The sequence below is a fragment of the Flavobacterium pokkalii genome, assembly GCF_014596575.1.
Lineage (GTDB): Bacteria > Bacteroidota > Bacteroidia > Flavobacteriales > Flavobacteriaceae > Flavobacterium > Flavobacterium pokkalii.
In genome coordinates, this window is the sequence record NZ_NASZ01000002.1 from 76,073 (window position 1) to 101,322 (window position 25,250).

Annotated in this window: 22 protein-coding genes and 2 tRNA genes; 8 read left to right on the forward strand and 16 right to left on the reverse strand. The window is 35.2% G+C overall.

The features are described from left to right. Window positions 1-18: 18 nt before the first annotated feature. Window positions 19-1,545 (reverse strand): GH3 auxin-responsive promoter family protein, encoded by a 1,527-nt coding sequence (locus B6A10_RS02215; protein WP_188219556.1) that lies wholly within the window; start codon window positions 1,543-1,545, stop codon window positions 19-21. Between the two features lie 97 nt (window positions 1,546-1,642). On the opposite strand from B6A10_RS02215, the gene B6A10_RS02220 reads away from it, so the two are divergent. After that, entirely contained in the window at window positions 1,643-2,437 is a 795-nt protein-coding gene (locus tag B6A10_RS02220; RefSeq protein ID WP_188219557.1) for a DUF2797 domain-containing protein, read from the forward strand. A gap of 136 nt (window positions 2,438-2,573) precedes the next feature. On the opposite strand, the gene B6A10_RS02225 is transcribed toward B6A10_RS02220, so the two are convergent. The 3 genes from B6A10_RS02225 to sppA all read right to left on the reverse strand — a co-directional run bounded on the left by B6A10_RS02225 (window position 2,574) and on the right by sppA (window position 8,036). Then, window positions 2,574-3,236, reverse strand: coding sequence for a hypothetical protein (locus B6A10_RS02225; protein ID WP_238929352.1), 663 nt, complete (start codon window positions 3,234-3,236; stop codon window positions 2,574-2,576). Between the two features lie 238 nt (window positions 3,237-3,474). Next, a complete protein-coding gene (locus tag B6A10_RS02230) occupies window positions 3,475-6,102 on the reverse strand; it encodes an AsmA family protein (protein WP_188219559.1) in 2,628 nt (875 codons plus the stop codon). Between the two features lie 173 nt (window positions 6,103-6,275). Further along, on the reverse strand, window positions 6,276-8,036 hold the full coding sequence (gene sppA, locus B6A10_RS02235; RefSeq protein ID WP_188219560.1) for a signal peptide peptidase SppA: 1,761 nt from the start codon (window positions 8,034-8,036) through the stop codon (window positions 6,276-6,278). 122 nt (window positions 8,037-8,158) lie between these two features. Between sppA and folK the strand changes: the two genes are divergently transcribed. Continuing rightward, entirely contained in the window at window positions 8,159-9,295 is a 1,137-nt protein-coding gene (gene folK, locus B6A10_RS02240) for a 2-amino-4-hydroxy-6-hydroxymethyldihydropteridine diphosphokinase (RefSeq protein WP_188219561.1), read from the forward strand. A gap of 2 nt (window positions 9,296-9,297) precedes the next feature. Here the strand turns inward: folK and B6A10_RS02245 are convergent, their stop codons facing one another. The 3 genes from B6A10_RS02245 to B6A10_RS02255 form a co-directional block, all read right to left on the reverse strand. Then, a complete protein-coding gene (locus B6A10_RS02245; protein WP_188219562.1) occupies window positions 9,298-11,427 on the reverse strand; it encodes an Ig-like domain-containing protein in 2,130 nt (709 codons plus the stop codon). A 32-nt stretch (window positions 11,428-11,459) separates the two neighbouring features. Next, on the reverse strand, window positions 11,460-11,996 hold the full coding sequence (locus tag B6A10_RS02250; RefSeq protein ID WP_188219563.1) for an RNA methyltransferase: 537 nt from the start codon (window positions 11,994-11,996) through the stop codon (window positions 11,460-11,462). 85 nt (window positions 11,997-12,081) lie between these two features. Next, complete coding sequence (locus tag B6A10_RS02255; protein ID WP_026712395.1) at window positions 12,082-12,525, reverse strand: DUF1573 domain-containing protein; 444 nt, start codon at window positions 12,523-12,525, stop codon at window positions 12,082-12,084. A 164-nt stretch (window positions 12,526-12,689) separates the two neighbouring features. Between B6A10_RS02255 and mutS the strand changes: the two genes are divergently transcribed. From mutS to B6A10_RS02275, 4 genes are all read left to right on the forward strand, one after another. After that, the gene (mutS, locus tag B6A10_RS02260; RefSeq protein WP_055093642.1) at window positions 12,690-15,296 is read left to right on the forward strand and encodes a DNA mismatch repair protein MutS; all 2,607 of its coding nucleotides are present in this window, start codon (window positions 12,690-12,692) and stop codon (window positions 15,294-15,296) included. 143 nt (window positions 15,297-15,439) lie between these two features. Next, window positions 15,440-15,512: transfer RNA gene (locus B6A10_RS02265), tRNA-Gly, on the forward strand. 14 nt (window positions 15,513-15,526) lie between these two features. Further along, window positions 15,527-15,612: transfer RNA gene (locus B6A10_RS02270), tRNA-Leu, on the forward strand. Between the two features lie 107 nt (window positions 15,613-15,719). After that, window positions 15,720-16,067, forward strand: a complete 348-nt coding sequence (locus B6A10_RS02275; RefSeq protein WP_055093644.1) for a DUF1508 domain-containing protein — start codon at window positions 15,720-15,722, stop codon at window positions 16,065-16,067. An 89-nt stretch (window positions 16,068-16,156) separates the two neighbouring features. Here the strand turns inward: B6A10_RS02275 and B6A10_RS02280 are convergent, their stop codons facing one another. Both B6A10_RS02280 and B6A10_RS02285 read right to left on the reverse strand, forming a co-directional pair. Further along, on the reverse strand, window positions 16,157-16,360 hold the full coding sequence (locus B6A10_RS02280; protein WP_026712392.1) for a PG1828 family lipoprotein: 204 nt from the start codon (window positions 16,358-16,360) through the stop codon (window positions 16,157-16,159). 387 nt (window positions 16,361-16,747) lie between these two features. After that, window positions 16,748-18,001 (reverse strand): 3-deoxy-D-manno-octulosonic acid transferase, encoded by a 1,254-nt coding sequence (locus B6A10_RS02285; RefSeq protein WP_188219564.1) that lies wholly within the window; start codon window positions 17,999-18,001, stop codon window positions 16,748-16,750. A 154-nt stretch (window positions 18,002-18,155) separates the two neighbouring features. Here B6A10_RS02285 and B6A10_RS02290 point away from each other — a divergent pair, with 154 nt between their 5' ends. Both B6A10_RS02290 and B6A10_RS02295 read left to right on the forward strand, forming a co-directional pair. Beyond that, a complete protein-coding gene (locus tag B6A10_RS02290; protein ID WP_188219565.1) occupies window positions 18,156-19,289 on the forward strand; it encodes a DegT/DnrJ/EryC1/StrS family aminotransferase in 1,134 nt (377 codons plus the stop codon). 2 nt (window positions 19,290-19,291) lie between these two features. Continuing rightward, complete coding sequence (locus B6A10_RS02295; protein ID WP_188219566.1) at window positions 19,292-19,735, forward strand: nuclear transport factor 2 family protein; 444 nt, start codon at window positions 19,292-19,294, stop codon at window positions 19,733-19,735. Between the two features lie 66 nt (window positions 19,736-19,801). On the opposite strand, the gene B6A10_RS02300 is transcribed toward B6A10_RS02295, so the two are convergent. The 7 genes from B6A10_RS02300 to B6A10_RS02330 all read right to left on the reverse strand — a co-directional run bounded on the left by B6A10_RS02300 (window position 19,802) and on the right by B6A10_RS02330 (window position 25,248). After that, on the reverse strand, window positions 19,802-20,185 hold the full coding sequence (locus tag B6A10_RS02300) for a DUF3037 domain-containing protein (RefSeq protein WP_188219567.1): 384 nt from the start codon (window positions 20,183-20,185) through the stop codon (window positions 19,802-19,804). Continuing rightward, window positions 20,163-20,951: a HipA family kinase gene (locus B6A10_RS02305; protein ID WP_188219568.1), complete on the reverse strand. Its 789-nt coding sequence runs from the start codon at window positions 20,949-20,951 to the stop codon at window positions 20,163-20,165. The genes B6A10_RS02300 and B6A10_RS02305 overlap by 23 nt, the downstream gene beginning before the upstream one ends. A gap of 167 nt (window positions 20,952-21,118) precedes the next feature. Next, window positions 21,119-21,991: an ACP S-malonyltransferase gene (gene fabD / locus B6A10_RS02310; protein ID WP_188219569.1), complete on the reverse strand. Its 873-nt coding sequence runs from the start codon at window positions 21,989-21,991 to the stop codon at window positions 21,119-21,121. A 198-nt stretch (window positions 21,992-22,189) separates the two neighbouring features. After that, complete coding sequence (locus B6A10_RS02315) at window positions 22,190-22,717, reverse strand: YceI family protein (RefSeq protein WP_055093655.1); 528 nt, start codon at window positions 22,715-22,717, stop codon at window positions 22,190-22,192. Window positions 22,718-22,832: 115 nt separating this feature from the next. Next, window positions 22,833-24,209, reverse strand: a complete 1,377-nt coding sequence (locus B6A10_RS02320; protein WP_188219570.1) for a sensor histidine kinase — start codon at window positions 24,207-24,209, stop codon at window positions 22,833-22,835. Between the two features lie 3 nt (window positions 24,210-24,212). Continuing rightward, window positions 24,213-24,887, reverse strand: a complete 675-nt coding sequence (locus B6A10_RS02325) for a response regulator transcription factor (RefSeq protein WP_188219571.1) — start codon at window positions 24,885-24,887, stop codon at window positions 24,213-24,215. A gap of 133 nt (window positions 24,888-25,020) precedes the next feature. After that, the gene (locus B6A10_RS02330) at window positions 25,021-25,248 is read right to left on the reverse strand and encodes a (4Fe-4S)-binding protein (RefSeq protein ID WP_188219572.1); all 228 of its coding nucleotides are present in this window, start codon (window positions 25,246-25,248) and stop codon (window positions 25,021-25,023) included. Window positions 25,249-25,250 lie beyond the last annotated feature (2 nt).

The following is a 25,250-nucleotide window of genomic DNA, read 5'->3' on the forward strand; positions in this document are numbered from 1 at the left end:
AATTCGTGGCTAAAATAATTAAACTATTACTTTCTCCTGCATACTTTTCAATTGCTCCAGATAGTCTCTTTGATTAGACAATCTCGGGATTTTGTGTTGTCCACCTAATTTGTTATTGTCTTTCAACCAATCATAAAATAAATTTTCTCTGGCAACATTAATTACCAAAGGATTTAGTGTCATGTTGTTGTAGCGTTTGGCTTCATAATCAGAATTCAGCGTTTGTAAAGTCTCGTCCAGCGCTTTTTGAAAAACAGCTATATCAGCAGGTTTTTTCTTGAATTCAATCATCCATTCATGTGCTCCTTTTTCTTTTCCTTGCATAAATACAGGAGCAACGGTGTAATCTTTGATTTCAGATTGGGTTAAACTACAAGCTTTTGCTAAAGCCATATCCGTATTTTCGACCATTAATTCTTCTCCGAAAACATTGATATGATGTTTGGTTCTTCCGCTAACTCTTATTCTAAATGGTTTTAGTGATGTAAATCGAACCGTATCACCCACTAAATAACGGAACAAACCAGAATTTGTAGTAATCACTACGGCATAATTTTTATTCAATTCTACATCGGCTAAACGAATAACTTTTTGATTGGGTGTTCCAAAAGTATCCATTGAAATGAATTCATAAAAAATTCCGTAGTCGAGCATTAATAATAAATCGCTGGAATTATTTAAGTCCTGAATGGCAAAAAAACCTTCCGAAGCATTGTAAATTTCGTAATACTTGAATTCTTTTTTAGGAAGCAGGTTTTGGTATTGCTCTCGATACGGATTGAAACTTACACCACCATGAAAATAAACTTCCAGATTAGGCCAAATTTCGAATAAATTGCCTTTGCCGGTTTCTTCGAGCATTTTGTTCATTAGCACCAGCATCCAGGAAGGAACTCCTGCAAAGCTGGTTACATTTTCCCTTTTAGTTTCATTGATGATGGCAGCCATTTTAGATTCCCATTCACTCATTAACGAAATTTTATTGCTGGGCGTACTACTGAACTCCGCCCAAATAGGCATGTTTTCGATTAATATCGCCGATAAATCTCCAAAGAAACTATTGTTGTCTTCGTAAATTTGAGAACTACCACCTAATCGTAAACTTTTGCCTGTAAATAGCTCGGAGTTTTCATTGTTATTCAAATACATACACAACAAATCCTTGCTGCCTTTATAATGGCAATCTTCCAGCGCTTCATAGCTTACGGGGATAAATTTACTTTTAGCATTAGTAGTTCCACTTGATTTTGCAAACCATTTGATAGGGGATTCCCAAAAAATGTTTTGTTCTCCCTGACGGGTTCTTTCGATATAAGGTTGTAATTCTTCGTAAGTAGCAATCGGAATTCTTTCAGCAAATGTAGCATAGGATTTAATAGATGCATAATCGTATTTTTTGCCTAATTCTGTATTTTTTGCTGCAGCAATTAAATTCATAAGTAACTCTTCCTGAACCTCGTTTGGGTATTTTAGGAAAAGTTCAATTTGGTGGATTCGTTGTTTTAAAACCCAGGAAGCAAATGAATTGATGAGCTGTGTTGGCATTTTTAAAAAATAGGGTTATGAAATTTACCTAAGGAATAATAACTTTACCAAAAATAGCAAAATTTACGAAATAGCAAACCTTAAAAATTTAATCTTAATGCAATACGAAGGCGTACTTACTAAAATGGAAACCGAATATGGTCAACCTATTCAATACTACTTAGTTTTTGAAACTAGTTTTTTGAATGTTAATCAGCTTATTGGTAAAGATATTGCTATTGATTTTGTAGGTTTTCAATGTTTGAATTGTGGTAAAAAGAAAAAAATATACCGTCAGGGATTTTGTTACGAATGTTTTTATTCCAGTGCTACTGTGGGTGACTGGATTATGAAACCGGAGTTGAGTACGGCGCATTTGGGAATTGAAGACCGTGATTTGGCTTATGAACAAAAAGTACAATTACAACCTCATATTGTGTATTTGGCTTTGTCGAGCGAAATAAAAGTAGGCGTAACGCGCAAAACACAGGTGCCTACACGATGGATTGATCAGGGAGCGACTCAGGCGATTGCAATTGTGGAAGTTCCTAATCGTTATTTAGCGGGAATTACCGAGGTAGCTTTGAAAGATCATTATGCCGATAAAACCAATTGGCGTAAAATGTTAACCAATGATATTGAGGCCGTTGATTTGGTTGCAGAGCGAATAAAATTGGAAAATTTAATTCCCGCAGAAGTTCAGGAATATTTTTATTCGGAGAAAAATGATTTGTATCAGCTGGACTATCCGGTTTTGCAATATCCTGTGAAAGTAAAAAGCTTAAATTTAGATAAAACGCCAAAATTTCAGGGAAAATTAACCGGGATAAAAGGACAATATTTGTTGTTTGAAGACGGAACTGTTTTTAATGTTCGCGGCTCTGAGGGTTATGTGGTGAGTATATCGGTGTAACAGTATTATTATCTGGGCGTTGCCTTATTGAAAAACAAGAAAAATGTTTTTTCAATAAGGTCGGGCTGTAAGCTATATTTTTTAGGAATCTTTTCCACCTAAAAAGACGAAGGATTCTTCTACTCGATGCACTAAATTATTTTGTTGTGATTGCTTGGTTAATATATTTCAAATTCTGCATCATTTCATTGTAGTTGGAGAAATTTTCAATTCCAAATAAATCTTTAGCGTTTAACCAATTTGTCGGAATCTCCAAGTTTCTAGATTTGTAAAAGTTTAATAAGTAGGATCCGCCATCATACCACATATCTCCAAGTTTGTCAGAGAAATTTTTTTCATAATAGATATATTTTTCGTATTCTCTAAATTTTAACTCTTCCTTTAGAGCTAGATATGTTTTATTATATTCATTTCTGTTGGTTAAAGATTTTTGACTGTTTTTATAATTTAAACTTCGATGTTTTTTTATTTCGGGAGAATATTTTTCTTCAAAGGCAATATATTCGCGTACTGCTTCCTGCCATATTTTTTTTAGTTTTTCATAGTTAGGAGATTGATGCATAACCCATAAAAGATTTTTATCTTCTTGTGTAGCCAAAGAATATCTGCTTTTTCCTTTTTTCATGTTTTGAAGATAATATTCTAACTTTAAATAACTTAATTGTTTGTCAATACTATCTTTCTTTTTTTTCAATTCCGAAAGATTCGCTATTTCGTATTTCGTAGTAATTTTTTGGGCTAAAGAACGATTTGTAGTTAAACAAATAATTGAAGCCATAATTAAATATTTTAATTTCATAGTTTTAATTTTAGGTAACTTACATAAGGCAACGTTATTGAATACATTTTCTACACTAAACTTGCTTTTTGTAATTAAGCTAGTTTTATTTTGTTTCTCAAATATATAAAAATATCTTACAAAAAATCAGTTTTAAAATTTTCCTAAAATTGTGAGTTGGCAAATTCTGTTTAATTATAAAATAAAAAGAGGATGGGTTCTCAATTGAAAACTCATCCTTTTTTTAAATGATAAATTATTATTTCGTTTTTGTAGTATCAGCTACTTTTTTCTTTTTGTTAAAGAGATTATTAAGCAAATCAGTTGCTTTGGTTTTTACTTCTTCCTTGGCTTTTTGCTGTACTTCTTCTTTCGTTGTCGGAATAACCGTTTTAGTGGTGTCTCCGGCTTTTTTATTTTTGTTAATAATATCCGTCAGGGCAGCATTTCCTTTGCTGACTAATTTTTGTTTTTGCTGTTGAATCAACTGATTCGTTAAGTTGGTCGCTGCTGCTTTTAAATCAGTAGTGATTTTAGGTTTTGAAAAACTTCCTGTTAGCATTGCATTTACCGGAATGTTTTCGAGTTTTGCTGCATCGGCAGCCGATAATTTCGAAATCAAAGCATTGGCTTCGGTACCCAAATATTTCGCAGGAACATTCAATTTGATATTGTAATTCATGCTTTGGTCAAAACCATGTGTTCCGCCAATGGTAGCCTGAATATCCTGATATTTGATGTTAAAAGGTTTCACACTTACTTTTCCGTCTTTGAAAGTAATGGCAGCTTTTAAATCATTTAAATTGATTTTGCTCATGTCTAAAAACTTGATGTTCGAAGTTAGAGCCGTCAATAAAGTCGAATTACTGGAATTGATTGTGGTAGAAAGAAACTGTCCTAATAAATCTCCGGTAATGGTTTTTAAGTCAGGCGTAAATTCTACGGCATCCAGATTTCCATTTAATTTAATGCTCGAATTGATTTTTCCATTGACAATTCCGGCAATTGGAGCCAGTTTTTTCAGCATGTCCAGCTGAGTGAACGATTGTGCAATATCAACCTGATTTAAACCTAAATCCATGTCGAAAGTTGGTGTTTTTTCTTTGGTAGAAACCGCTCCAGAAAGTCCAATTGAACCACCAAAAATGGAAGTTTTTACGTTTTCCATAGTTAGTTTTTCATCTTTAACGATTAATTTTCCTGAAACATTTTTTAAAGTTAAATTGTCATACAAAACCGTATTGGCTTTGGCTGTTAGCGAACAATCTAAGAAAGCGGGGATTTTCATCGCTTCTGTTTTTTTCGTTTCTGTTTTAGGTGCTTCTTCTGTGGTCATGAAATCATCAACGGCCAATTGGTTGGAAGTTAAACTGAAATTTCCCTGTAAATTTTGATTTTTGAAAATATAACCATAGAAATTTTCTAAAACTCCGGTAACGCTTAAATCACTTTTTCCGGTAGAAGCATCAAATTGTTTCAGGGTGACACGTGACGGATTGAAAGCAATTACCGCATTTTTAATATTTAATGATTTTCCATTCTCATCCGTGTATTTAAAACCGGACAAACTCATAGTTCCGGAATTATTGATATTTTGATACTGACTTTTTTCTACCGATTCCATGTCAAATTTAGTTGTCACATCGGCTTTCAGGATTCCGCTTAAAGGTTTGTCTAATTTAACAGGATAGGCTTTAGAGAAATTTCCAAGATTGATTGTTCCTTTTAGCATCGCATCTACCAAAGCATTTTGAGTAATGTTTTTGATGTTGGCTTTGGCATTAAAAACATCCTGATCAATACGGAAAGATAATTTGTCCAAATTGACATAAGTATCGTTTAAAACTCCGGTTTGATTGATGATTTTAGTGTCAATCACAATATTTTGGACTGATTTTGGTAAATCAGGATATTGGAACGAAGCATTGTCAGAGGCGATTTCGATGTTGAATTTTGGAACGGTGGTGTCCGAATACAATCCTTTGGCAAACCCCGCAACGGTAAAATCTCCGGTGGTTTTTACATTGTCTAAATTAGCCGCATAAGCCGCAGGAATGACTCCAAGGAAGTTTTTGAAAGAAGAGCTAGGGGTTTTGAATTTTAAATCGTATTCCTGTCCGGCATCGACCAGTTGAATGAAACCGTCAAATTCTAACGGCAACTGATTGATTAAAGCTTTGTTTTCTTTGAAAGTATATTTGCTTTTTTCTAAATCGATTCCTAAAACAGCATCTAAGGTTAAGGCTACTTTATTCATGTAATTCACCTTGTCCATGTCCAGACTGATTTTAGCAGTTGAATGAGTGTCCAAATCCAGTTTGGATGCGGCAAAATCTCCAGTTCCTTCGTGATTCAGGCTGTCGATAACCATTTTTATTTTGGAAGCCTCATCAAAATAACGGAATTGGAAATTCTCAATTTTGTATTGCTGAATGTTTAAAGTCAGCGGTTTGCTTTTGGAATCATCCGTTTCTTTGTCGTCTTTTAGAGCAATATCATAATTTCCAACGCCGTCTTTGTTAAAAATAATATTGATTAAACCGTCTTTAGAGTTAATTCCGTCGATATTCATGGCTTCATTATCACCTTTGAATAATTCTTTGACTGACATTTTTAAATTCAATTCGCCCAAAGCCACAAGCGTATCGCCTTCAAAAGGAGCTTTGTTGATGATGGTTAATTTTTCAACAGAAACAGTAGCATTTGGAAAGTTTTTGAATAAGCTCAAATCGGCATCGGCAAAACTAACTTTAGCATCTACTTTTTGATTAATGGCATCCAGAATTTTAGCTTTTATTTGATCTTTGAAGAAATAAGGAATGGCAAATAAGGAACCGGCAAATAGTAAAAGGATAATTCCGATAATTTTTAATGCTTTTTTTAACATGACGAAGGAATTTAAATTTTATGTGAGATGTTCTATTACAAAAATAATGCAATAGTGCTTAAGAAGTTTATAATATTTTCATAATATCTTACAGCTTCTTCAGTAGTTTTTGGGGATAAAAAAATCCGTTTAAAAGTTGTTTTAAACGGATTTTTGATGTCTATTTGAATCAATTAATAAATGCTGATTTGAAAAGGCATTAAAGCCTGAACGCCTTTTCGGGACTGGAACTTTTTAATTTGTTGTAAAAGTTGGTAGTTTTCGTTTCCAATTTCTTCTTTGATAATGCTAGCTTTCGAATTAGCAAAAGGCATTTTAGAGAATACATCTTCAAGATCTTTTTCGTATTCCGGATAATTTTGAGTGCTGTAATTTTCAGTTTTTGACAAACGGGCAGCTTCGGCAATCGCAGCATTTAGTCCGCCAATTTTATCCACTAAACCAATTTTTAGCGCTTCAGTTCCTGACCAAACTCTTCCCTGAGCAATCGAATCAACCGCGGCAAAATTCATTTTTCTTCCCTGAGCAACATGGTTCACAAAAGTTTTGTATACCTGCTCAATGCTTTCTAAAGTTACCGCTTTGAAATTTTCGTCCATTGGAACAAACGGGCTGTATTGGGCTGCATTTTCATGTGTTTTTACCTGTTCGATATTGATTCCGATTTTTTTTGTCAGCTGGCTGAAGTTGGGTAAAATCCCAAAAACACCGATGGAACCCGTGATGGTATTTCTTTGTGCGAAAATCGCGTTGGCATTACAGGCAATATAATAACCGCCTGAAGCGGCATAATTTCCCATAGAAACTACAACCGGTTTTACTTTTTTGGTCAATTCGACTTCTCTCCAGATTAAATCGGAAGTCAGGGCGTTTCCTCCCGGACTGTCAATTCGAAGTACAATAGCTTTGATATTTTTGTCTTTTCTGGCTTCCTGAAGCGAACGACGCATAGAACCTTCGCCAATGGTGTTGACATCACCTTCACCACTTTGGATTTCGCCCTGGGCATAAATAACTGCAATTTTATCTTCGCTTTCCGTCATTATAGCGGTCGAAATCATTTTGTGGGTATAATCGTTAATGGAGATTTTGTTGTATTCCTTTTTAGAATTTACTTGTAATATTTTTTTAATAGCGTCATGGTATTGGTCTTCATAAGCAATATAGTCAACCAGTTTTTCTCTTTTAGCCATTTCAGGAGTTCGGGCCAATAAACCACTAGCAATTTGGTTTAATCGGGCAACCGGAATATTTCTGCTTTTAGAAATGTCGGTAGCAACGGCATTCCAAACGGATTGTAACAAAGCGGTGGTTTGTTCCCGGTTAGCCTCACTCATTTTGTTTTCTAAGAATGGTTCAACGGCACTTTTGTATTTTCCGTGACGGATAACTTCCATTTTTACACCGGTTTTTTCCTGTAAATCTTTGTAGAACATGATTTCGGAAGAAAGTCCTTTAAAGTCCATTTCGCCCACAGGATTCAGGTAAATACTGTTGGCTACAGAATTTAAATAGTATTCTTTTTGCGAAAAACTATTGGCGTAGGCCATGACAAATTTGCCCGATTTTTTGAAATTTTCTAATGCATTTCTCAAATCTTTGCTTTGTGCCATTCCTAATTCAGACTCATTATTTAAAATTGAAATTCCTTTGATGTTGTCGTCAATCGAAGCCACGTCGATAGCATTTATTACATCCGAAAGTCCAATGTTTTTTTCTTCTGAAAAAAAACTCATCCAGGGATCTTTGTATTTGCCGGCATAATCATATTTTACATCTTCGAGGTTTAATTCTAGAACCGAATTGTTCTTGACTGATGCTGTTTCGTCATCTCCGCTAAACATAGTAGCGATGAAAATGATTCCGAAAAAAAACAACATTAAAAACACAAACAAACCTACAACAGTAGCGATGACATTGCTTAAAAATTTCATAATATATTCTTTGATATTAAGTAGTAAGAGTCAAAATACTGTTTCATTTTTTAATAAGTACGCGGACTCTTACTGCAAAGATATTGCTATTTCTAAAATTCTTTAGTTAATTTGTGCTTAATATGAAAGCACAACATCAGGTTATTTTATCCATTGGGAGTAACCAGGGCAACCGACTCGAAGCAATAAAAAAATGCATTGTATTAATACATCAGGAAATTGGTACTGTTATTAAGGTTTCTAAAGTTTATGAAACCGCTGCCTGGGGATTTGATAGTGATGCTTTTTATAACTGTGCTTTGGTTTTACATACGCATTTTCCGGCTGCTGAAGTGCTTTTAAAGGCCTTGGCGGTGGAACAAAAATTGGGACGCATTCGCAAACAGGATTCCGGCTATCAGTCCCGGATTATTGATATTGATGTGATTGCTTTTGATGAGGCTGTTATCGATACCGAAATGCTTCAGGTGCCACATCCGTTGATGCAGGATCGAAAGTTTGTACTGTTCCCTTTTCAGGATTTAGAAACGAACTGGATTCATCCTGTTTTTCATAAAACAATTTCGGAGTTAATGGAAACTTGCACCGATGAAGGTGAATGTGCAGCTGTGGCAGAATTGGAAAGTCCGTTGCAGCAATTTTCTTTCGGGCATTTAAAATACATTGCTTTTGAGGGAAATATTGGCGCCGGAAAATCAACTTTAGCCTCTAAAATAGCACAGGATTTTAAGGCTGAAAGCCTATTTGAACGTTTTGCCGGGAATTCTTTTTTGGAGAAATTTTATAAAGATCAGGAACGTTACGCTTTTCCACTTGAACTGTCTTTTTTGGTGGATAGATACCAACAACTTTCGGAAGATTTAGCAGCATTGAATTTGCAAAATAAATTCCTGGTAGCCGATTATCATGTTTTTAAATCGTTGATTTTTGCCAAAGTTACTTTGGAGGAAGACGAATATAACTTGTATAAAAATCTTTTTAATATTATTTATAAAGAAATAGCAAAGCCTGATTTATACGTTTATTTGCTGCAAAATCCCGAGCGTTTATTGGCTAATATTAAAAAAAGAGGCAGGGAATATGAACAGGAAATTTCGGCTGAATATTTAGAAAAAATAAATAAAGCTTATTTGGATTATCTTAAACAACAAACCGATTTGAATATTTTAATCATTGATGTAACCCAAAGGGATTTTGTAAATAATCCCTCGGATTATCTTTTTGTTTTAGAGGAAATTCAGAAAAAAAATCAAAGCTGAAATTATCTTTTTAGTGAAAAATGACCACGGATTTCAGGGCTGTTTTCGTCAATTTTCATGACATACCAATAATCATCTGCCGGGAGCATCGTTTGATGATAAGTTCCGTCCCAACTCAGATTTTGCGCATGTAAAATACTGATTAGTTTACCATAACGGTCAAAAATATGTACCGATGCTTTTGGGTAATAAATTAATCCGTTGATTTCCCAACGGTCGTTGTAAGAGTCATTGTTTGGTGTGAAAAACTTAGGAGGAATTAAAACAATAAAGTTTTTGTTATCCTGACCGCATGCTGTTATGTCTCTGATATAAGCTGTGTGTAAACCACTTGGAATATCAAAAAAAGCATTGGAAGTTTGAAAATTACCTTCGTCAATAGCGTATTCAAAATAAGCTTGTGGTTGTTTTGGAAAAATAAGAACGGAGGCTTCTTTTACTTCAATGTAATCAATTTCAGGAAGCAAGTGTTCGGTTACGATAATGGTTTTAGTGCTGCTGCAATTATTTTCGTTAGTAACGGTAACAGTATACATTCCCGGAGTCGTAATAGTTATTTTTTGAGTGTTTTCTCCTGTAGACCATAAATAACGCATTCCTGAAAGTCCGGCATTTAATTCGCTGCTGCTTCCCTGGCAAAGTATTGTTTCTTCGTCGTTAACTGAAGGAGGAGTATATACAATGATATTTATGGCTGTTCGGTTATTGGAAGTACAGTCATTGTTGTTTGCTTCTGCATAGTAAGTAGTGTTTTGGGTGATTACGGGAGTGGTAAATTGGTTGCCTGATGCTATAATAGTTCCACCGCTTGGTTGATTATACCAGTTAACAATACCTAAGTCTGTAGTTGCGTTTAAAGTGACTGTTCCGGTTCCGCATAGAGGAATGGTCGTTTTAGGAATACTAAGTGTGGGAATGTCGTTAATTGTTGCTGTTACAGCAACTCTGGATGAAGAACAATCTGCTGCTTGTGCATAGTAAGTAGTTGTTGACGAGAGGATAGGTGTAGTGAAACTGTTTCCTGTATATAAAAGAGTTCCGGCTGTTGGAGAATCGTACCAATTAACTTCTCCTTTTAATGCAGTAGCTTGTAAGGTTAGCGAACCACTCTGGCATCTTGAGGCCGGAGTAGTGCTTGTGATTTTAGTCATAGTGATGGTAGTGCTGGCTGAAAGCTGTAATACAGGATCACCAGGCATTCCGCCATATTCTACAATGTAACCTTTTGGATGATAATTACCTGGTGGATCTCCGTCATTCGAAAGGTCATTCCATGCTCCTGGTTTGCCAATTCCAGGTGCAGTAATATGGGCATAATGTTCTCCAGTAGGTTTAAAGGGCTGTATATTATTATTAGGTTCGTTATTATTCCAATTCGCAAAATAATCAGGAGCAGTTGTGTTTCCATTTGCAGTTCCAATCCAAAAAGTAGTTCCTGTTTCTGGTCCGGTAACCCATTTCCAAGTTCCTTCCGTTTCTGCATCACTTCCTCCTATCCATCCGGTTCCCGGTGCCTGAGCTCCGGCTAATTGTGCCTCATCTTGGGCGGTTAAAGTCGCTAAATACCCTTGTAGCCCATAATAAGTTCTTAAAGCTGCAGCATCCCTGGCTTCAGTCCATTTAATTCCTAATGCTGGAACATATTCGTAATAATGTCCGTTTCTGGGTAGATAACTAAGATTTCCAATACCAATACTGATTGAAAAGCTTCTTGTTCCCGATGGATTTGGCGATGAATTGTAGAATTCTACAGATTTAATAGCTTCTTCGAAATCTTCATACGGTATTAAAGCGCCTGATGAGCTAAATAATTTTAATTTTCCTTCAGAAGGTGAAAAAGTGCTTGTTATTAACGGGTGAGTACTGTCAAAAGTGTTATTTAGTTGTAATATATCCTGTCCGTTAACATATCCAGAAGAAATTTGGATATAGACAGCATCAGTGCTTGTCTCTGAAGGGTCATGAGTAATAATAACGTTTTTGGCAATCTTTACATAAGTTTGTGGGCAATAGACGGCATCTCCTTCCGCTGTTATTGTTGGAGGATCAATGTAAATCGAAAAGTTATTTGAATAACTATAATTTAAGAAAAATAATAGTAGTATTACAATATGTAAAGTTCTGTTTATCATATTGTAAATGTATTGTTTTTTTGTAAATAGCTTTAATTAGACCATTTTATTTTCTGAAACAAATCCCAAACTACAATTCCGGCGCTAACTGAAATATTCAATGAATGTTTGGTTCCTAATTGCGGTATTTCTATACAGCCATCGCATGCTGCTACGGCCTCCTGAGCTACTCCGTGTACTTCATTTCCAAAAACCAAGGCGTATTTTTGATTTTCTTTGACTTCAAAATTTTGTAAAAAAACAGCATTTTCAACCTGTTCGATAGCTAGTGTGAGGACTCCTTCTTGCTTTAAAGAGGCTATCGTATCTAATACATTTTCATTGTGTTCCCAGGCAACAGTTTCGGTTGCTCCTAAAGCTGTTTTGTGGATTTCTTTGTTAGGAGGTGTTGCGGTAATTCCGCACAAGTAGATTTTTTCGATTAAAAAAGCATCAGCGGTTCTAAAAACTGAACCGATATTGTGCAAACTGCGTACATCATCCAAAACTAAAATAAGAGGTGTTTTTTCTGATTTTTTAAAGTCTTCAATGGATTTGCGTTCCAATTCGCTGTTTTCTAGTTTTCTCATTTTTTAAATAATGGAATTTATTCGAATAAAAAAAGCTTCCAATTGTAGCAAAGGAAGCTCTTTTAAGTATGATGTAATTTAAAAATTAGCTCTTTTTTTCATCATCAGGAAGCACAGTTCCTTTGATAGTTAAAGTTTTTGTAGGTTGTCCTTCCGCATTTGAAGTTACCGTAACCGTTTTTGTAAATTGCCCCACTCTGTCAGTAGCATATTTTACGCTAATTTTTCCTGTAGCACCCGGAGCAATAGGCTCTTTTGGTGTTGAAGGTACTGTACATCCGCATGAACCTACAGTATTTGTAATGATAAGTGGTTTGTTCCCGTTATTTGTAAAAACAAATTCACGTCTTCCGTCTGCATTATGAGCGATTGTTCCGTAATCAATAGTTTCTGTTTCAAAAACCATCCCAGCTCCGTTAACTTTCGCCATTTTAGTAGCTGTTGCTTTGATTTTTTTAGTAGTAGTTTGCGCTTTGGTAGTAGTGATTCCAAAAACAATTAATCCTGCAAGTAAAACTATTTTTTTCATTTTTTTCGAAATTTAGATTTTGTACAACAAATCTAAAGAAAAAATCATGCCATTGGCTTAAATTTTCCTTAAAAATGTTTTTAATTTTTCAAGTGGTCGTTATTCGTTATAAAATTTTTAAATTCGCTTTCACATTTTTTCTAATTAATTAAATTCAAAATAAGTTGGCATCTAAAGAGAAAGCGGTTAAGGAAACCCCATTAATGAAGCAGTATAACGAGATAAAAAGGAAATATCCGGATGCCTGTTTGTTGTTTAGGGTTGGTGATTTTTATGAAACATTTGGAGAAGACGCTATTCGTTCCGCCAAGATATTAGGAATAACATTAACTAAACGTGGTGCGGGTTCAGAAAACGAAACGGCTTTGGCCGGATTTCCACATCATTCGATTAATACCTATCTGCCAAAATTGGTAAAAGCCGGACTTCGTGTAGCGATTTGCGATCAGCTTGAAGATCCGAAAATGACTAAATCGATTGTAAAACGTGGTGTAACCGAGTTGGTAACTCCGGGAGTTTCCATGAATGATGAAGTTTTGCAGTCAAAGGTGAATAATTTTTTGGCTTCGGTTTATTTTGGAAACAAAACCATAGGGATTTCATTTTTAGATGTTTCAACGGGTGAATTTTTGACCGCTCAGGGAAATGCGGAATACATTGATAAGTTATTGCAGAATTTCAGTCCGTCTGAGGTTTTGATTCAAAAAAATAATAAAAACGATTTTAAGGGAAATTTTGGAGAAGATTTTCATTGTTTTTACCTTGAAGACTGGGTTTATAAAGAAGATTATGCTTTTGAAACCCTGACGAAACATTTTCAGACTATTTCTTTAAAGGGTTTTGGTGTTGAGGATTTGAAGGAGGGAATTATTGCTTCGGGAGCTATTTTGTATTATTTGTCCGAAACACAGCATAATAAAGTACAGCATATAACGGCTATTCAGCGTATTGCAGAAGATGCCTATGTTTGGATGGATCGATTTACAATCCGAAATCTGGAATTGTATCATAGTTACAATCCTAATGCGGTGACGCTTTTGGATGTGATTGATAAAACGCTATCGCCAATGGGAGGTCGTTTGTTGAAACGCTGGTTGGCTTTGCCTTTGAAAGATATAAATAAAGTCAGAAGTCGTCATGAGGTAGTTGCTTATTTGAAAGAGAATCAGGAAGTATTGCAAAAAATGCAATATCAAATCAAGCAAATTTCCGATTTAGAGCGTTTGATTTCTAAAATTGCCGCCGGAAAAGTTTCTCCACGTGAAGTGGTTTATTTAAAAGAATCTTTGGATGCTATTATTCCAATAAAAAGTTTGGCTTTGGAGAGTCAGCAGGAGGCGGTTAAGATTATTGGAGATAATTTGCATAGTTGTGATTTGCTTCGTGAAAAAATAAAAGCAACCTTGAATCAGGATGCGCCGGTTGCAATTGCTAAAGGAAATGCAATTGCCAAAGGAGTGAATGAGGAATTGGATGAATTGCGTGCTATTTCAACTTCCGGAAAAGAGTTTTTGGAAGGAATTGAGGCGAGAGAGTCGGAGCGTACCGGAATTTCTTCGTTGAAAATATCATTCAATAATGTTTTTGGATATTATATCGAAGTAAGAAATACACATAAAGATAAAGTGCCTGCCGAATGGATTAGAAAACAAACTTTGGTTAGTGCCGAGCGTTATATTACGGAAGAATTAAAGGAATACGAAGCGAAAATTCTGGGAGCTGAGGAAAAAATCCATAAAATTGAAACCGAATTATTTGAACAATTAGTCGCCTGGATTGCAACTTATATCAAACCGGTTCAGTTGAACGCTAATTTGGTTGCGCAATTGGATTGTTTGTGTTCTTTTACCCAATTGGCGATTGAAAATAAATATGTGTGTCCGGAACTGGATGAAACTTTTGAGTTGGATATTAAAAACGGAAGGCACCCTGTAATTGAAAAGCAGTTGCCTGTTGGTGTTCCGTATATTGCGAATGATGTTTTCTTAGACCGGGAAACACAGCAGATCATTATGATTACCGGACCTAATATGTCGGGTAAGTCGGCTATTTTGCGTCAAACGGCTTTAATTGTGCTGCTGGCGCAAATGGGAAGCTTTGTTCCGGCAGAGAGTGTTAAAATGGGTGTGGTGGATAAGATTTTTACCAGAGTAGGGGCAAGCGATAATATTTCGATGGGCGAATCTACTTTTATGGTGGAGATGAATGAAACGGCTTCGATTTTGAATAATATTTCGGAGAGGAGTTTGGTATTGTTAGATGAAATTGGTCGTGGTACCAGTACCTATGACGGAATTTCGATTGCCTGGGCTATCGCCGAATTTTTGCATGAACATCCTTCGAAACCCAAAACCTTATTTGCTACGCATTATCATGAATTGAACGAAATGAGCGAATCCTTGAATCGTATTCAGAATTACAATGTTTCGGTCAAAGAATTAAAAGATAATGTGCTTTTTATTCGAAAATTGGTTAAAGGAGGAAGCGCGCACAGTTTTGGTATTCATGTAGCTAAGATGGCCGGAATGCCGCAATTAGTGATTGCTAAAGCACAGAAAATTTTGAAAAAGCTTGAAAAAGATCATTCAGGAGCTGCTTTGAATGGAATTAAACCGGAAAAAGAAGAAATGCAAATGAGCTTCTTTAATTTAGATGATCCTTTATTAGAAGAGATAAAAGAAGAAATTTTGAATCTCGATATCAATTCGGTGACTCCGGTTGAGGCTTTAATGAAGCTGAATGAAATTAAAAGAATGCTGAGCAGAAAATAATTTGTTTTTAAAACGAAGTAAATCAAAATCTTAGTTGGTGGATTTGATTTTTTTTCTAAAAATTCTTGTGTAATCGGAAAAAGGTCTTAAATTTGCATCCGCAATACCGAATAAGTGTTGCGGTTCTTTTGAGAATTGTTAATGCGAAAATAGCTCAGTTGGTAGAGCGCGACCTTGCCAAGGTCGAGGTCGCGGGTTCGAGCCCCGTTTTTCGCTCAATATTGCATCATGCTCGGATGGTGAAATTGGTAGACACGCTGGACTTAAAATCCAGTGAACAGCAATGTTCGTGCGGGTTCAAGTCCCGCTCTGAGTACAAAGAAAGCTTCAAACGTTTGTTTGGAGCTTTTTTGTTTTATATTGGTTTTGTTTAAAAAATTAGAAAAGCATAAGTGTTTTTCTTTTTTTTCTGAGATAAGAATTATGGGGACTTTTGTTATTAGTAAAAGATTTAGTGGCGATTATAAGTTTGAGTTTGTTTCCAGAAAAGGGAAAACCATTTTTACGAGTAATGCTTATGAGTTGCGGATGGATTGTGAGGCGGATGCTGAATATTTGCTTTCTGAGCTGGAGACTTGTTCTTATGTGAAATTTAAAACATCTAAAGGGAGGTTTTTCTTTAGAGTGGTTGTGGATAATAAAGTGATTGCTGTAAGCCGAAAATACAGTACGGAATTGATGGTACAGAAAGGGATTGATGAGATTGTGAAATACGGTTCGAAGGCAGAGATATTGGATTTTGCTAATAATGGATTTGTGTTTCCGGAATAATTAAAGTAATTCTTTTTTTTGGGAATTTATAAGTATAAAAAAAGCCGTTACATGGTAACGGCTTGATTTTTTTTACTGTAGTTTAGTAATTACTCAGCAGCAGGAGCTTCAGCAGCTGGAGCAGCAGCAGTATCAACAGCAACAGCAGCAGTATCAGCAGCAACAGCAGCAGTGTCAACAGCTTCTACAGCAGTTGTGTCAGCAGCAGCTTCCTCAGCAGGAGCTTCAGCTTTTTTACAAGATACAACAGATAATACAGCAACTACAGCTAAACTTAAAAATACTTTTTTCATCTTACTTTATTATAAAAGGTTAATTATTAATTCGAGGCAAAGATATAAAATTTTTGATATGTAAAATATTTTTTCATTTTTTTTTTAAAATATTATTCGATTATATTTTGCGGATAATTGGTGTAATTTAATGATTACATATTGCAGTTTGAATCACTTTGTTTTTTAAATCAGTACTAAAAAAAGCTATTTTTTAATGTTTTGATTTTAAATGTTTTATGGTTGTGTTTTCTTTTGTGAAGCCATTTTTTGTGAATTTTTAAATCTAAGAATGTCTTTTTTGAGAAAACAGTTTTTAAAAACCTTGATTTTTGAGATTTAGTTAGAAGGTTATAAAAGCTTTTTTCAAAAGGAAAAATAGAAACAGTATAAGCTATTTCGGTTCGTTTAAAACTCGATTTTTGTATTTAGAGTTGCTATTTTTTCTAAAATCAGCGAAGTAGCGCCTTTGTTTTTATTTACAAAGTTTTTGCAAATACCACCTTTTTTCTTACGCTTAGTTTCGTCTGTAATTAAGCAGGTGAAAATTTCGGATAATTCCTGATTGTTGATGATGCTTGTGCAGCCTTCAAGATTTACTAAATCGACAGCTTCTGCAAAATGCGAATAGTTAGGGCCGATTATGATAGGAACACCAAAAGTGGCTGGTTCTAATATATTGTGAACGCCCGGGTTTCCAAAACCGCCGCCTACGTAGGCAATGTTGGCATAGCTGTAAATTTTGGTCAAAATCCCGATGGTGTCAATGATAAAAACCTCAAAATTGGCTAAATTTTTATTTTCTTTTTCGCTGAAAAGAACTGTTTTCTTGTTGATGCTGTTCTTTAATTTTTCAATTTGCTCACTTTTGATGTTGTGCGGAGCAATAATGAATTTGACTTTTTGTGTAGTCGTGTTGATGTAATCAATAAGTAATTCTTCGTCTTTAGGCCAGGAGCTTCCAACAACGATAGTCGTTGTATTGTTTTTAAAAGCGGAAATAAAATCTAAAGTATTGTCTTTTTCTAAAATAGTGACAACCCTGTCAAAACGAGTATCGCCTGAAACAATGACATTGGTTTTGTTAAGTTGATTTAGTAGTTTTTTGGATAATTCATTTTGGACAAAAAAGAAAGTAAATATGTTTAGCGCATTGCGGTAAAATTGTCCGTACCATTTAAAGAATACTTGGTTTTCTCTAAAAATTCCTGAAATTAAATAATTGGGAGTTTTTAATTTATGGAGTTCGTTGAGGTAATTTGGCCAATATTCATATTTAATAAAGAAAGCCATTTCCGGATGAACGAGTTTTAGGAATTTTTGAGCATTTTTTTTGGTGTCCATCGGTAAATAAACAGTAGCATCGGCAATGTTGTTGTTTTTACGAACTTCATATCCGGATGGCGAAAAGAAAGTCAAAACAATTTTGTGGGTAGGATATTTTTCTTTGATTTTTTCAATAACCGGCAAGCCTTGTTCGTATTCTCCTAAAGAGGCTGCGTGAAACCAGATGGTTTTATCGTTGCTGCTTATTTTTTGCGAAAGCGTCTTAAAAACTGTTTTTCTGCCGGCAACAAACTGTTTTATTTTTGGGTTGAATAGCGCAACGAATTTTAGCAAAAGTGCGGTAATTGTAATGAGGATATTGTATAGAAAAAGCATTGGGAATTTTTTTGCGGCTAAAATACATTTTCTTTGGCTTAAAAACATTGGTTTGAAGGCAATAATAGCTATTTTTGTTTCCCTTTTGTGAAAGTGTAGTTGTTGATTAATAAGTGTAAAAACAACAACTTTCTAATTATTTAATACAGTTGAAATGAAGAAAATTCAAATGGTTGACTTAAAAAGTCAATACGATAAAATTGCTGCTATGGTAAACACTTCTATTCAGGAAGTTTTGGATAATACAGCTTATATTAATGGTCCTCAGGTGCATCAGTTTCAAAAATCTTTGGAAGATTATTTAGGAGTAAAACATGTGATTCCTTGTGCTAATGGTACCGATGCCTTGCAAATTGCGATGATGGGATTGGGTTTAAAACCGGGTGATGAGGTGATTACTGCCGATTTTACTTTTGCGGCTACTGTGGAGGTGATTGCTTTGTTGCAACTAACACCGGTTTTAGTAGATGTGGATGTGGATAGTATGAATATTTCTTTAGAAAAAATTAAAGCAGCCATCACTCCAAAAACTAAGGCGATTGTTCCGGTACATTTATTTGGTCGTGCGGCTAATATGGATGCTATTATGGAATTGGCAGCGGCACATAATTTATATGTTATCGAAGATAATGCGCAGGCTATTGGTGCGGATTATGTTTCTTCTAAAGGAACAAAAACTAAGGTAGGAACTATTGGTCATGTAGGTGCGACTTCCTTTTTTCCGTCTAAAAATTTAGGTTGTTACGGAGATGGAGGAGCGATTTTTACGAATGATGATGCTTTGGCGCACATTATTCGCGGAATTGTAAATCACGGAATGTACGAGCGTTACCATCATGATGTAGTAGGGGTGAATTCAAGGTTAGACAGTGTTCAGGCTGCGGTTTTGAATGCTAAATTGCCTTTTTTGAACGATTATAATACAGCTCGTCGATTGGCTGCAAGCAAGTATAATGCTGCTTTATCAGCTCATGCTAATATTATAACTCCTTCATTTGATGCAAATGAAAATAATCATGTTTTTCATCAATATACCTTAAGAATTATTGGTAAAGACAGAAACGGATTGATGCAACATTTGTTAGACAAAGGAATTCCTTGTGCTATTTATTATCCAATTCCTTTGCATTCGCAAAAAGCTTATGCAGATGTTCGTTATAAAGAAGAAGATTTTCCGGTAACCAATCAATTAGTTCAGGAAGTGATTTCGTTGCCAATGCATACGGAATTAGACGATGAACAAATCCAATTTATAACTGATTCTGTTTTAGAATTTTTAAATCAATAAATATGAAAAAATCCTTGTTTGTTTTTGCGTTGTTTTTGATTTCTTTTTCAAATTGGGCACAAAATGCTAGTATTGCTAAAGAAGAAAAAGTGGTCGCTGACAGAGTAGAAGCTTTGCGCAAAGCTTTAATCGATCCAACTGCTGAAAGTTTGAAATCCCTAACTTCAAAAGATTTAAGTTACGGACATTCCAGTGGAGTGCTTCAGGATCAAAAAGTGTTTATCGAAAAACTGATGAACGGCGAATCGGATTTTGTGACGATTGAATTCCAAAATCAAAGCATTCAAATTAGCGGAGATGTTGCTGTTGTAAGGCATAATTTGGCGGCGCATACTAAAGACAGCGGTGTGGACAAGGATATTAAAATAGGAATTATGTTGGTTTGGCAAAAACAAAAAGGAAAATGGTTGTTGATAGGTCGTCAGGCGTTTAAATTGCCATCATAAGAAGTTAAAAAAGAATAAATAAAAATCCCAAATTATGAAGAAGATAGTTTGGGATTTTTTATTGGTTTAGAGTACTAATTCCTGATATAATTTTTCGAAAGTCTGATCCAAATTGCTACTAAAACCCGAATGTGGTCTGGAGGTTTGTATACTGGAACTTTTTACAGCTGTAAGCCATCTAAAACGCTCGTCTTTTTCCAATTGAGCAATTGGTCCTGCACTTTTTTTGCCTTCGCAAATAGCCACAAAAGAATCCAGATTCGTTTTGAGTTGGTCCAAATCAAATTCTTCGCAAAAAAGGCGAATTTTTTTTGCTGGAATTTGATACTGAATACGTAAAAATTTTTGACGTTTGCAGTAAAGCATCAATCCTACATTGATAAATTCTTCGCGTTCTACTTTAGGTACTATACGAATAACTGCATATTCATACAAGTGTTGTTCGTGCATCTTGAGCTTGTTTTAGGAATATTTCGGCGTTCTTTAAACGCATACTTAAAAATTGAAAATAAACGGCTTTGATTGCTTCGGCTGTTATCGTTTGATCATCCCATTGTAACCAGTCTTCCGGAATTTGATTTACAATTTCCTTGAGAAAAGTGTCGTTTAAGATAGCGGTAAATTCCTGATGTGCTTCATCCAGTCTTGAAGCCTTTGGTAATAGAACATGGTCTTTAATTAAAGCAAACGGAGTTACAGCAGTTTTTTCCCAGTTAGTCCAGGAATGATGAAAATAAAAAGAAGCGCCATGGTCTATTAACCAAAGTTCTTTTTTCCAAATTAAGAGATTAGTGTTTTTAAAAGTTCGGTCAACATTGGTAATAAAAGCATCTAGCCAAACAATTTTTGATGCTAATAATGCCTCACAATCATTGGCAGCTGCATCATAGGTAATTGCTCCTGATAAATAATGCAATCCTAAATTTAATCCCTGACTGAATTTCAATAAATCCTGAATTTCTTCATCAGCTTCAGTTCTTCCAAAAGCTTCATCCAATTCAGCAAAAACTAATTCAGGAACCGGAAGCCCAAGGAACTTAGCGATTTGACCACCTAAGAATTCAGCAATTAAAGCTTTTACACCGTGACCAGCACCTCTGAATTTTAATACATATTTAAAATCGTCATCTGCTTCTGCCAGAGCAGGTAACGAGCCCCCTTCCCGAAGTGGTGTGATGTAACGGATAACGTTTACAGTTCGTAAATTTGAAATCATAAAAAGAAAATCTTAAAAACAAAGATAGCTAAAATTCCAAAAGTTAATTTTGATAGGACAATTGTGTTGAAATAAAAAATCCCCACAAACATAAGTTCATGAGGATTCTTTATATAATTACTGAAATCTAATCCCGATAACTATCGGGGCTGATGACTGTGTACTATTTAAGCATTCGCTGTAGCCGCTTCTTTATTGATTTTTCCAATTAATCCTGTTAATACTTTTCCAGGACCAACTTCTGTAAACAATGTAGCTCCGTCAGCAATCATTTGTTGTACTGATTGTGTCCATTTTACAGGAGCAGTCAATTGGATGATTAAGTTTTTCTTGATTTCTGCTGCATCCGAAACGGCATTTGCAGTTACATTTTGATAGACAGGGCAGATAGGAGTAGAGAAAGTAGTTGCTTCGATAGCAGCTGCTAATTCTTCTCTTGCAGGCTCCATCATTGGTGAATGGAAAGCACCACCAACAGGTAATAATAAAGCACGTTTAGCACCCGCTTCTTTCATTTTTTCGCAAGCTAATTCTACTGCTTTGAATTCTCCTGAAATTACTAATTGACCCGGACAGTTATAGTTAGCAGCAACTACAACTCCGTCGATAGCAGCACAAACTTCTTCTACTACATTGTCAGCTAATCCTAAAACAGCAGCCATTGTTGAAGGTGTAATTTCGCAAGCTTTTTGCATTGCTAAAGCTCTTTGAGAAACTAATTTTAATCCGTCTTCAAAAGACAAAGCGCCATTGGCAACCAAAGCTGAAAATTCACCTAAAGAGTGTCCTGCAACCATTTCAGGATTGAAATCTTCTAAAGTTTTGGCTAAGATTACTGAGTGTAAAAATACAGCCGGTTGAGTAACTTTAGTTTCTTTTAATTCTTCTGCTGTTCCTTCAAACATGATGTCTGTGATGCGGAAACCTAATATTTCGTTTGCTCTTTCAAACAGTTCTTTTGCTAAAGGTGAATTCTCATATAAGTCTTTACCCATTCCTGTAAATTGAGCTCCCTGACCCGGAAATACGTATGCTTTCATATTTTTTAATTTAAAAATTTGCCCTTCGACTGCGCTCAGGGTGACATTATTTAAAGATTGAAAATTAGTCAATCGGGATGCAAAAGTACTATTTTTTTAGGATTTTTTAAGAATCATAAATTTTGAGAAAAAGAAAACCACTTGACTTACCCAAAAAGTTAAGTGGTTTTCTAATAAATAATAGGGTTTGAAATCAATTTATAGTTTTACCAATTGTAATTCGATGTTCAATTTAACGTCCTCTCCCACTAAAACGCCTCCGGTTTCTAAAGCCGAATTCCAGTTTAATCCCCAGTCTTTACGATTTATTTTTCCGGAAATGTTCAGTCCGGCTTTGGTGTTTCCCCAAGGGTCTTTCATTAGACCACTAAATTCAGCAGGAAGGGTAACGGATTTGGTTACTCCTCTCAAACTTAAATCGCCTGCAATTTCATAATCGTCACCGTTTTTAGTAAATGAAGTCGCTTTGAAAGTTAGTTTTGGATGGTTTTCAGCATCAAAAAAGTCACCACTTTTCAGATGGTTGTCTCTGTCGGTATTATTGGTGCTAATCGAATCGATGTTGGCTTCAAATTCAATATTGGCATTCTCGAAATTATCGTCTTCTGTCGAAATAGTAGCTTCGTAATCGTTGAATTTTCCGGAAACATTAGTAAACATCATGTGTTTTACTTTAAAACCAATTTCTGAGTGTGTAGCGTCAATTGCCCATTTTGTAGTTGCCATAATTATATGTTTTTATTGTTGTTTTAATTTGATAAGACAAATTTACAGCGACACAATTATTGGAACACTTAATCTAGGTTAAGAAATAAAGTAATCTTTTGAAAATTAGCTTTTTCTAAGCATTTTTAAGATTACTTTTTTCGAAAGTAATATTTACAACCGTTCCTTTTCCGGTTTCCGATTGTATTTGAAGTTCGCCATTATGCATGCGGATAATTTTCATTGCAAGAGGTAATCCTAATCCGTAACCGTTGTATTTTGAGGCAATTTTTCCTCTGAAAAAAGGTTCGTACAGAAAAGGAATATCTTCCGGAGGAATTCCAATTCCAATATCGGTAATGGCGATTTTAATTTTAGAATTGTCAACCGAAAGATTGACAAAAACTTCATCGTTATCCGAATATTTCACGGCATTGGAAATGATATTATTTAAAGCCAATTCCAACAGCGGTCTGTTGCAGGGAATCGTCAAAAGTGTGTCGTCTTCCGGAATGTTGTTTAGCTTGATATTCACGCGATTATCCGGAAAAAGAGTGTCGATAGAAGCTTTTACTTCTAAAAGAATTTCGTCAATCCGACCCATATCCAAAACCTGTTTTCTTCCGTCATAGCCGGTTTGAGTCAATTTTAAAAGACTTTCAGTAAGGTTTCCCAGTTTTGAAGCCTGCTTGTTGATGTTTTCCAAAGAATAGATGTATTCTTCAGTTTTTCTTTCTTTCAAAAGCATGATTTCCGTTTCGGCAATAATAGTCGTAATTGGTGTTTTGAGTTCATGCGAAGCATTGTTGATAAAATTAGCCTGAATTTCGAACGAAGTTTCCAGTCGGTCGAGCATGTCGTTGAAGGTTTTCGTTAAATCTGAAATTTCGTCGTTACCTTCGGCATCTGCTAATCTGTTGTGCAAATTAGAAGCACTAATGCGATGTACTTCATTAGTGATTCGGGCAATCGGATTGATTACTCTTCGGGCTAAAAATTTCCCAAAAAAGTAAGCGACTATGATAAAGCCAATTCCTCCAAAAATTAATATCTGCAAAATATAAATAGTGCTGGTACTTCCGCGACGGTCTATGGCAGTTACAATTACAATGTGTCTTTGGTTGCCTTCGCTAAAAATTTGTCCGTAATAATAACGATGATTTTCCTCAATCCAGCTGGAACCTTTTTTCATAATAGTATGATAAAATTCCGGTGGAAGATGTAAATCGGTGTTGTATTCAAAAGTGTTTTTGCTGCTTACTTTCAATACAAAATCTTTTTCTTCAACGAGTTCTTCTAAGCCCTTTTTTTTGAAATCTTTGAAATAATCCTGATGCACAAGATTTTTTTGATAATAGGCAGATGAAGCAATTTTGGCTCGATCCTGAAGTCTTTTGATGAAATAATATTGGTTGTTTTGCTTAAAAAGAGAAAAAATAACAATGCAAAGCAGCAAGGTACTGAAACCCGAAAGGGCAATATAAGTAATGGTTATTTTCTTTCTGATTTGCATAAATTAGGGTTTTAAAATGTAACCTAAACCTTTGATGGTGTGGATTAATTTGTTTTGAAAGGGTTTGTCAATCTTATTTCTTAAATAGTTGATATACACATCAACTACATTCGTGTTCATGTCAAAACTGATGCCCCAGACATTGTCGAGAATTTGTTCCCGGGACAAAATAATTTCAGGATTATTGGCTAAATATTGTAATAATTTGAATTCTTTGGCGGTTAACTGAATAACTTCGCCATTTCTTTTTACTGATTTAGCGCGGTTGTCAATTTCCAAATCGTCAATCTGAATCAGACTATTGGGTTGGTGTTTCTGGCTGGATCTTCTGGCCAAAGCAGCGATTCGAGCTTCTAATTCGGTGAATTTAAAAGGTTTTACCAAATAATCATCGGCTCCCGAATTGAGTCCGGTCACAATGTTTTCGGTAGTTCCTAAAGCGGTTAAAAGCAGGATGGGAACAAAGTTTTTTTCGGCACGGAGTTTTTTACAAATTTCAATTCCGTTAATGTCCGGTAACATGATATCCAGAATAACCACATCAAAATCTTCGTTCAAAATCATTTCTAAAGCAGTTGTCCCGTTTTGAGCAACGCTTACTTCATTGTCGTTTTCCGAAAGTCCTCTTCGTATGATGGATAAAAGATGTGGTTCGTCTTCAACGATAAGTAGTTTCATAAATGATTTTTTTCTGAATCAAAATTAAATATTGTCTTCTTAAAAATTTGCAAAAACAGTATTTATCTTTTCTTTATCGGTAAAAATAAATAAAGCGTCACCTTGAGTAACGCTTTTTAGGATTGAAAAAGATTTATTTTTTGTTCAAAAAATAGGTCAAAGCTCCTGAAGGGCATTTGTTTACGGTTTCAATTATTTTTTCGGAAGAAGAAGCCTCGGGTTTAATCCAGGGTTTTTCTCTGGGTTGGAAAACGTCAGGATTGTTGCGGGCGCAATTTGCGGAATGGATGCATTTAGCCGATTGCCATACAATGGTCACTTCGCCATTAGTGTACTCTTTAGTAATGTTTTTTGGATCCATGA

Coding starts and splice junctions, on each gene's coding strand:
- B6A10_RS02215 (WP_188219556.1), bottom strand. CDS start 1,545: ATGCCAACACAGCTCATCAATTCATTTGCTTCCTGGGTTTTAAAACAA.
- B6A10_RS02220 (WP_188219557.1), top strand. CDS start 1,643: ATGCAATACGAAGGCGTACTTACTAAAATGGAAACCGAATATGGTCAA.
- B6A10_RS02225 (WP_238929352.1), bottom strand. CDS start 3,236: ATGAAATTAAAATATTTAATTATGGCTTCAATTATTTGTTTAACTACA.
- B6A10_RS02230 (WP_188219559.1), bottom strand. CDS start 6,102: ATGTTAAAAAAAGCATTAAAAATTATCGGAATTATCCTTTTACTATTT.
- sppA (WP_188219560.1), bottom strand. CDS start 8,036: ATGAAATTTTTAAGCAATGTCATCGCTACTGTTGTAGGTTTGTTTGTG.
- folK (WP_188219561.1), top strand. CDS start 8,159: ATGAAAGCACAACATCAGGTTATTTTATCCATTGGGAGTAACCAGGGC.
- B6A10_RS02245 (WP_188219562.1), bottom strand. CDS start 11,427: ATGATAAACAGAACTTTACATATTGTAATACTACTATTATTTTTCTTA.
- B6A10_RS02250 (WP_188219563.1), bottom strand. CDS start 11,996: ATGAGAAAACTAGAAAACAGCGAATTGGAACGCAAATCCATTGAAGAC.
- B6A10_RS02255 (WP_026712395.1), bottom strand. CDS start 12,525: ATGAAAAAAATAGTTTTACTTGCAGGATTAATTGTTTTTGGAATCACT.
- B6A10_RS02275 (WP_055093644.1), top strand. CDS start 15,720: ATGGGGACTTTTGTTATTAGTAAAAGATTTAGTGGCGATTATAAGTTT.
- B6A10_RS02280 (WP_026712392.1), bottom strand. CDS start 16,360: ATGAAAAAAGTATTTTTAAGTTTAGCTGTAGTTGCTGTATTATCTGTT.
- B6A10_RS02285 (WP_188219564.1), bottom strand. CDS start 18,001: ATGCTTTTTCTATACAATATCCTCATTACAATTACCGCACTTTTGCTA.
- B6A10_RS02290 (WP_188219565.1), top strand. CDS start 18,156: ATGAAGAAAATTCAAATGGTTGACTTAAAAAGTCAATACGATAAAATT.
- B6A10_RS02295 (WP_188219566.1), top strand. CDS start 19,292: ATGAAAAAATCCTTGTTTGTTTTTGCGTTGTTTTTGATTTCTTTTTCA.
- B6A10_RS02300 (WP_188219567.1), bottom strand. CDS start 20,185: ATGCACGAACAACACTTGTATGAATATGCAGTTATTCGTATAGTACCT.
- B6A10_RS02305 (WP_188219568.1), bottom strand. CDS start 20,951: ATGATTTCAAATTTACGAACTGTAAACGTTATCCGTTACATCACACCA.
- fabD (WP_188219569.1), bottom strand. CDS start 21,991: ATGAAAGCATACGTATTTCCGGGTCAGGGAGCTCAATTTACAGGAATG.
- B6A10_RS02315 (WP_055093655.1), bottom strand. CDS start 22,717: ATGGCAACTACAAAATGGGCAATTGACGCTACACACTCAGAAATTGGT.
- B6A10_RS02320 (WP_188219570.1), bottom strand. CDS start 24,209: ATGCAAATCAGAAAGAAAATAACCATTACTTATATTGCCCTTTCGGGT.
- B6A10_RS02325 (WP_188219571.1), bottom strand. CDS start 24,887: ATGAAACTACTTATCGTTGAAGACGAACCACATCTTTTATCCATCATA.
- B6A10_RS02330 (WP_188219572.1), bottom strand. CDS start 25,248: ATGGATCCAAAAAACATTACTAAAGAGTACACTAATGGCGAAGTGACC.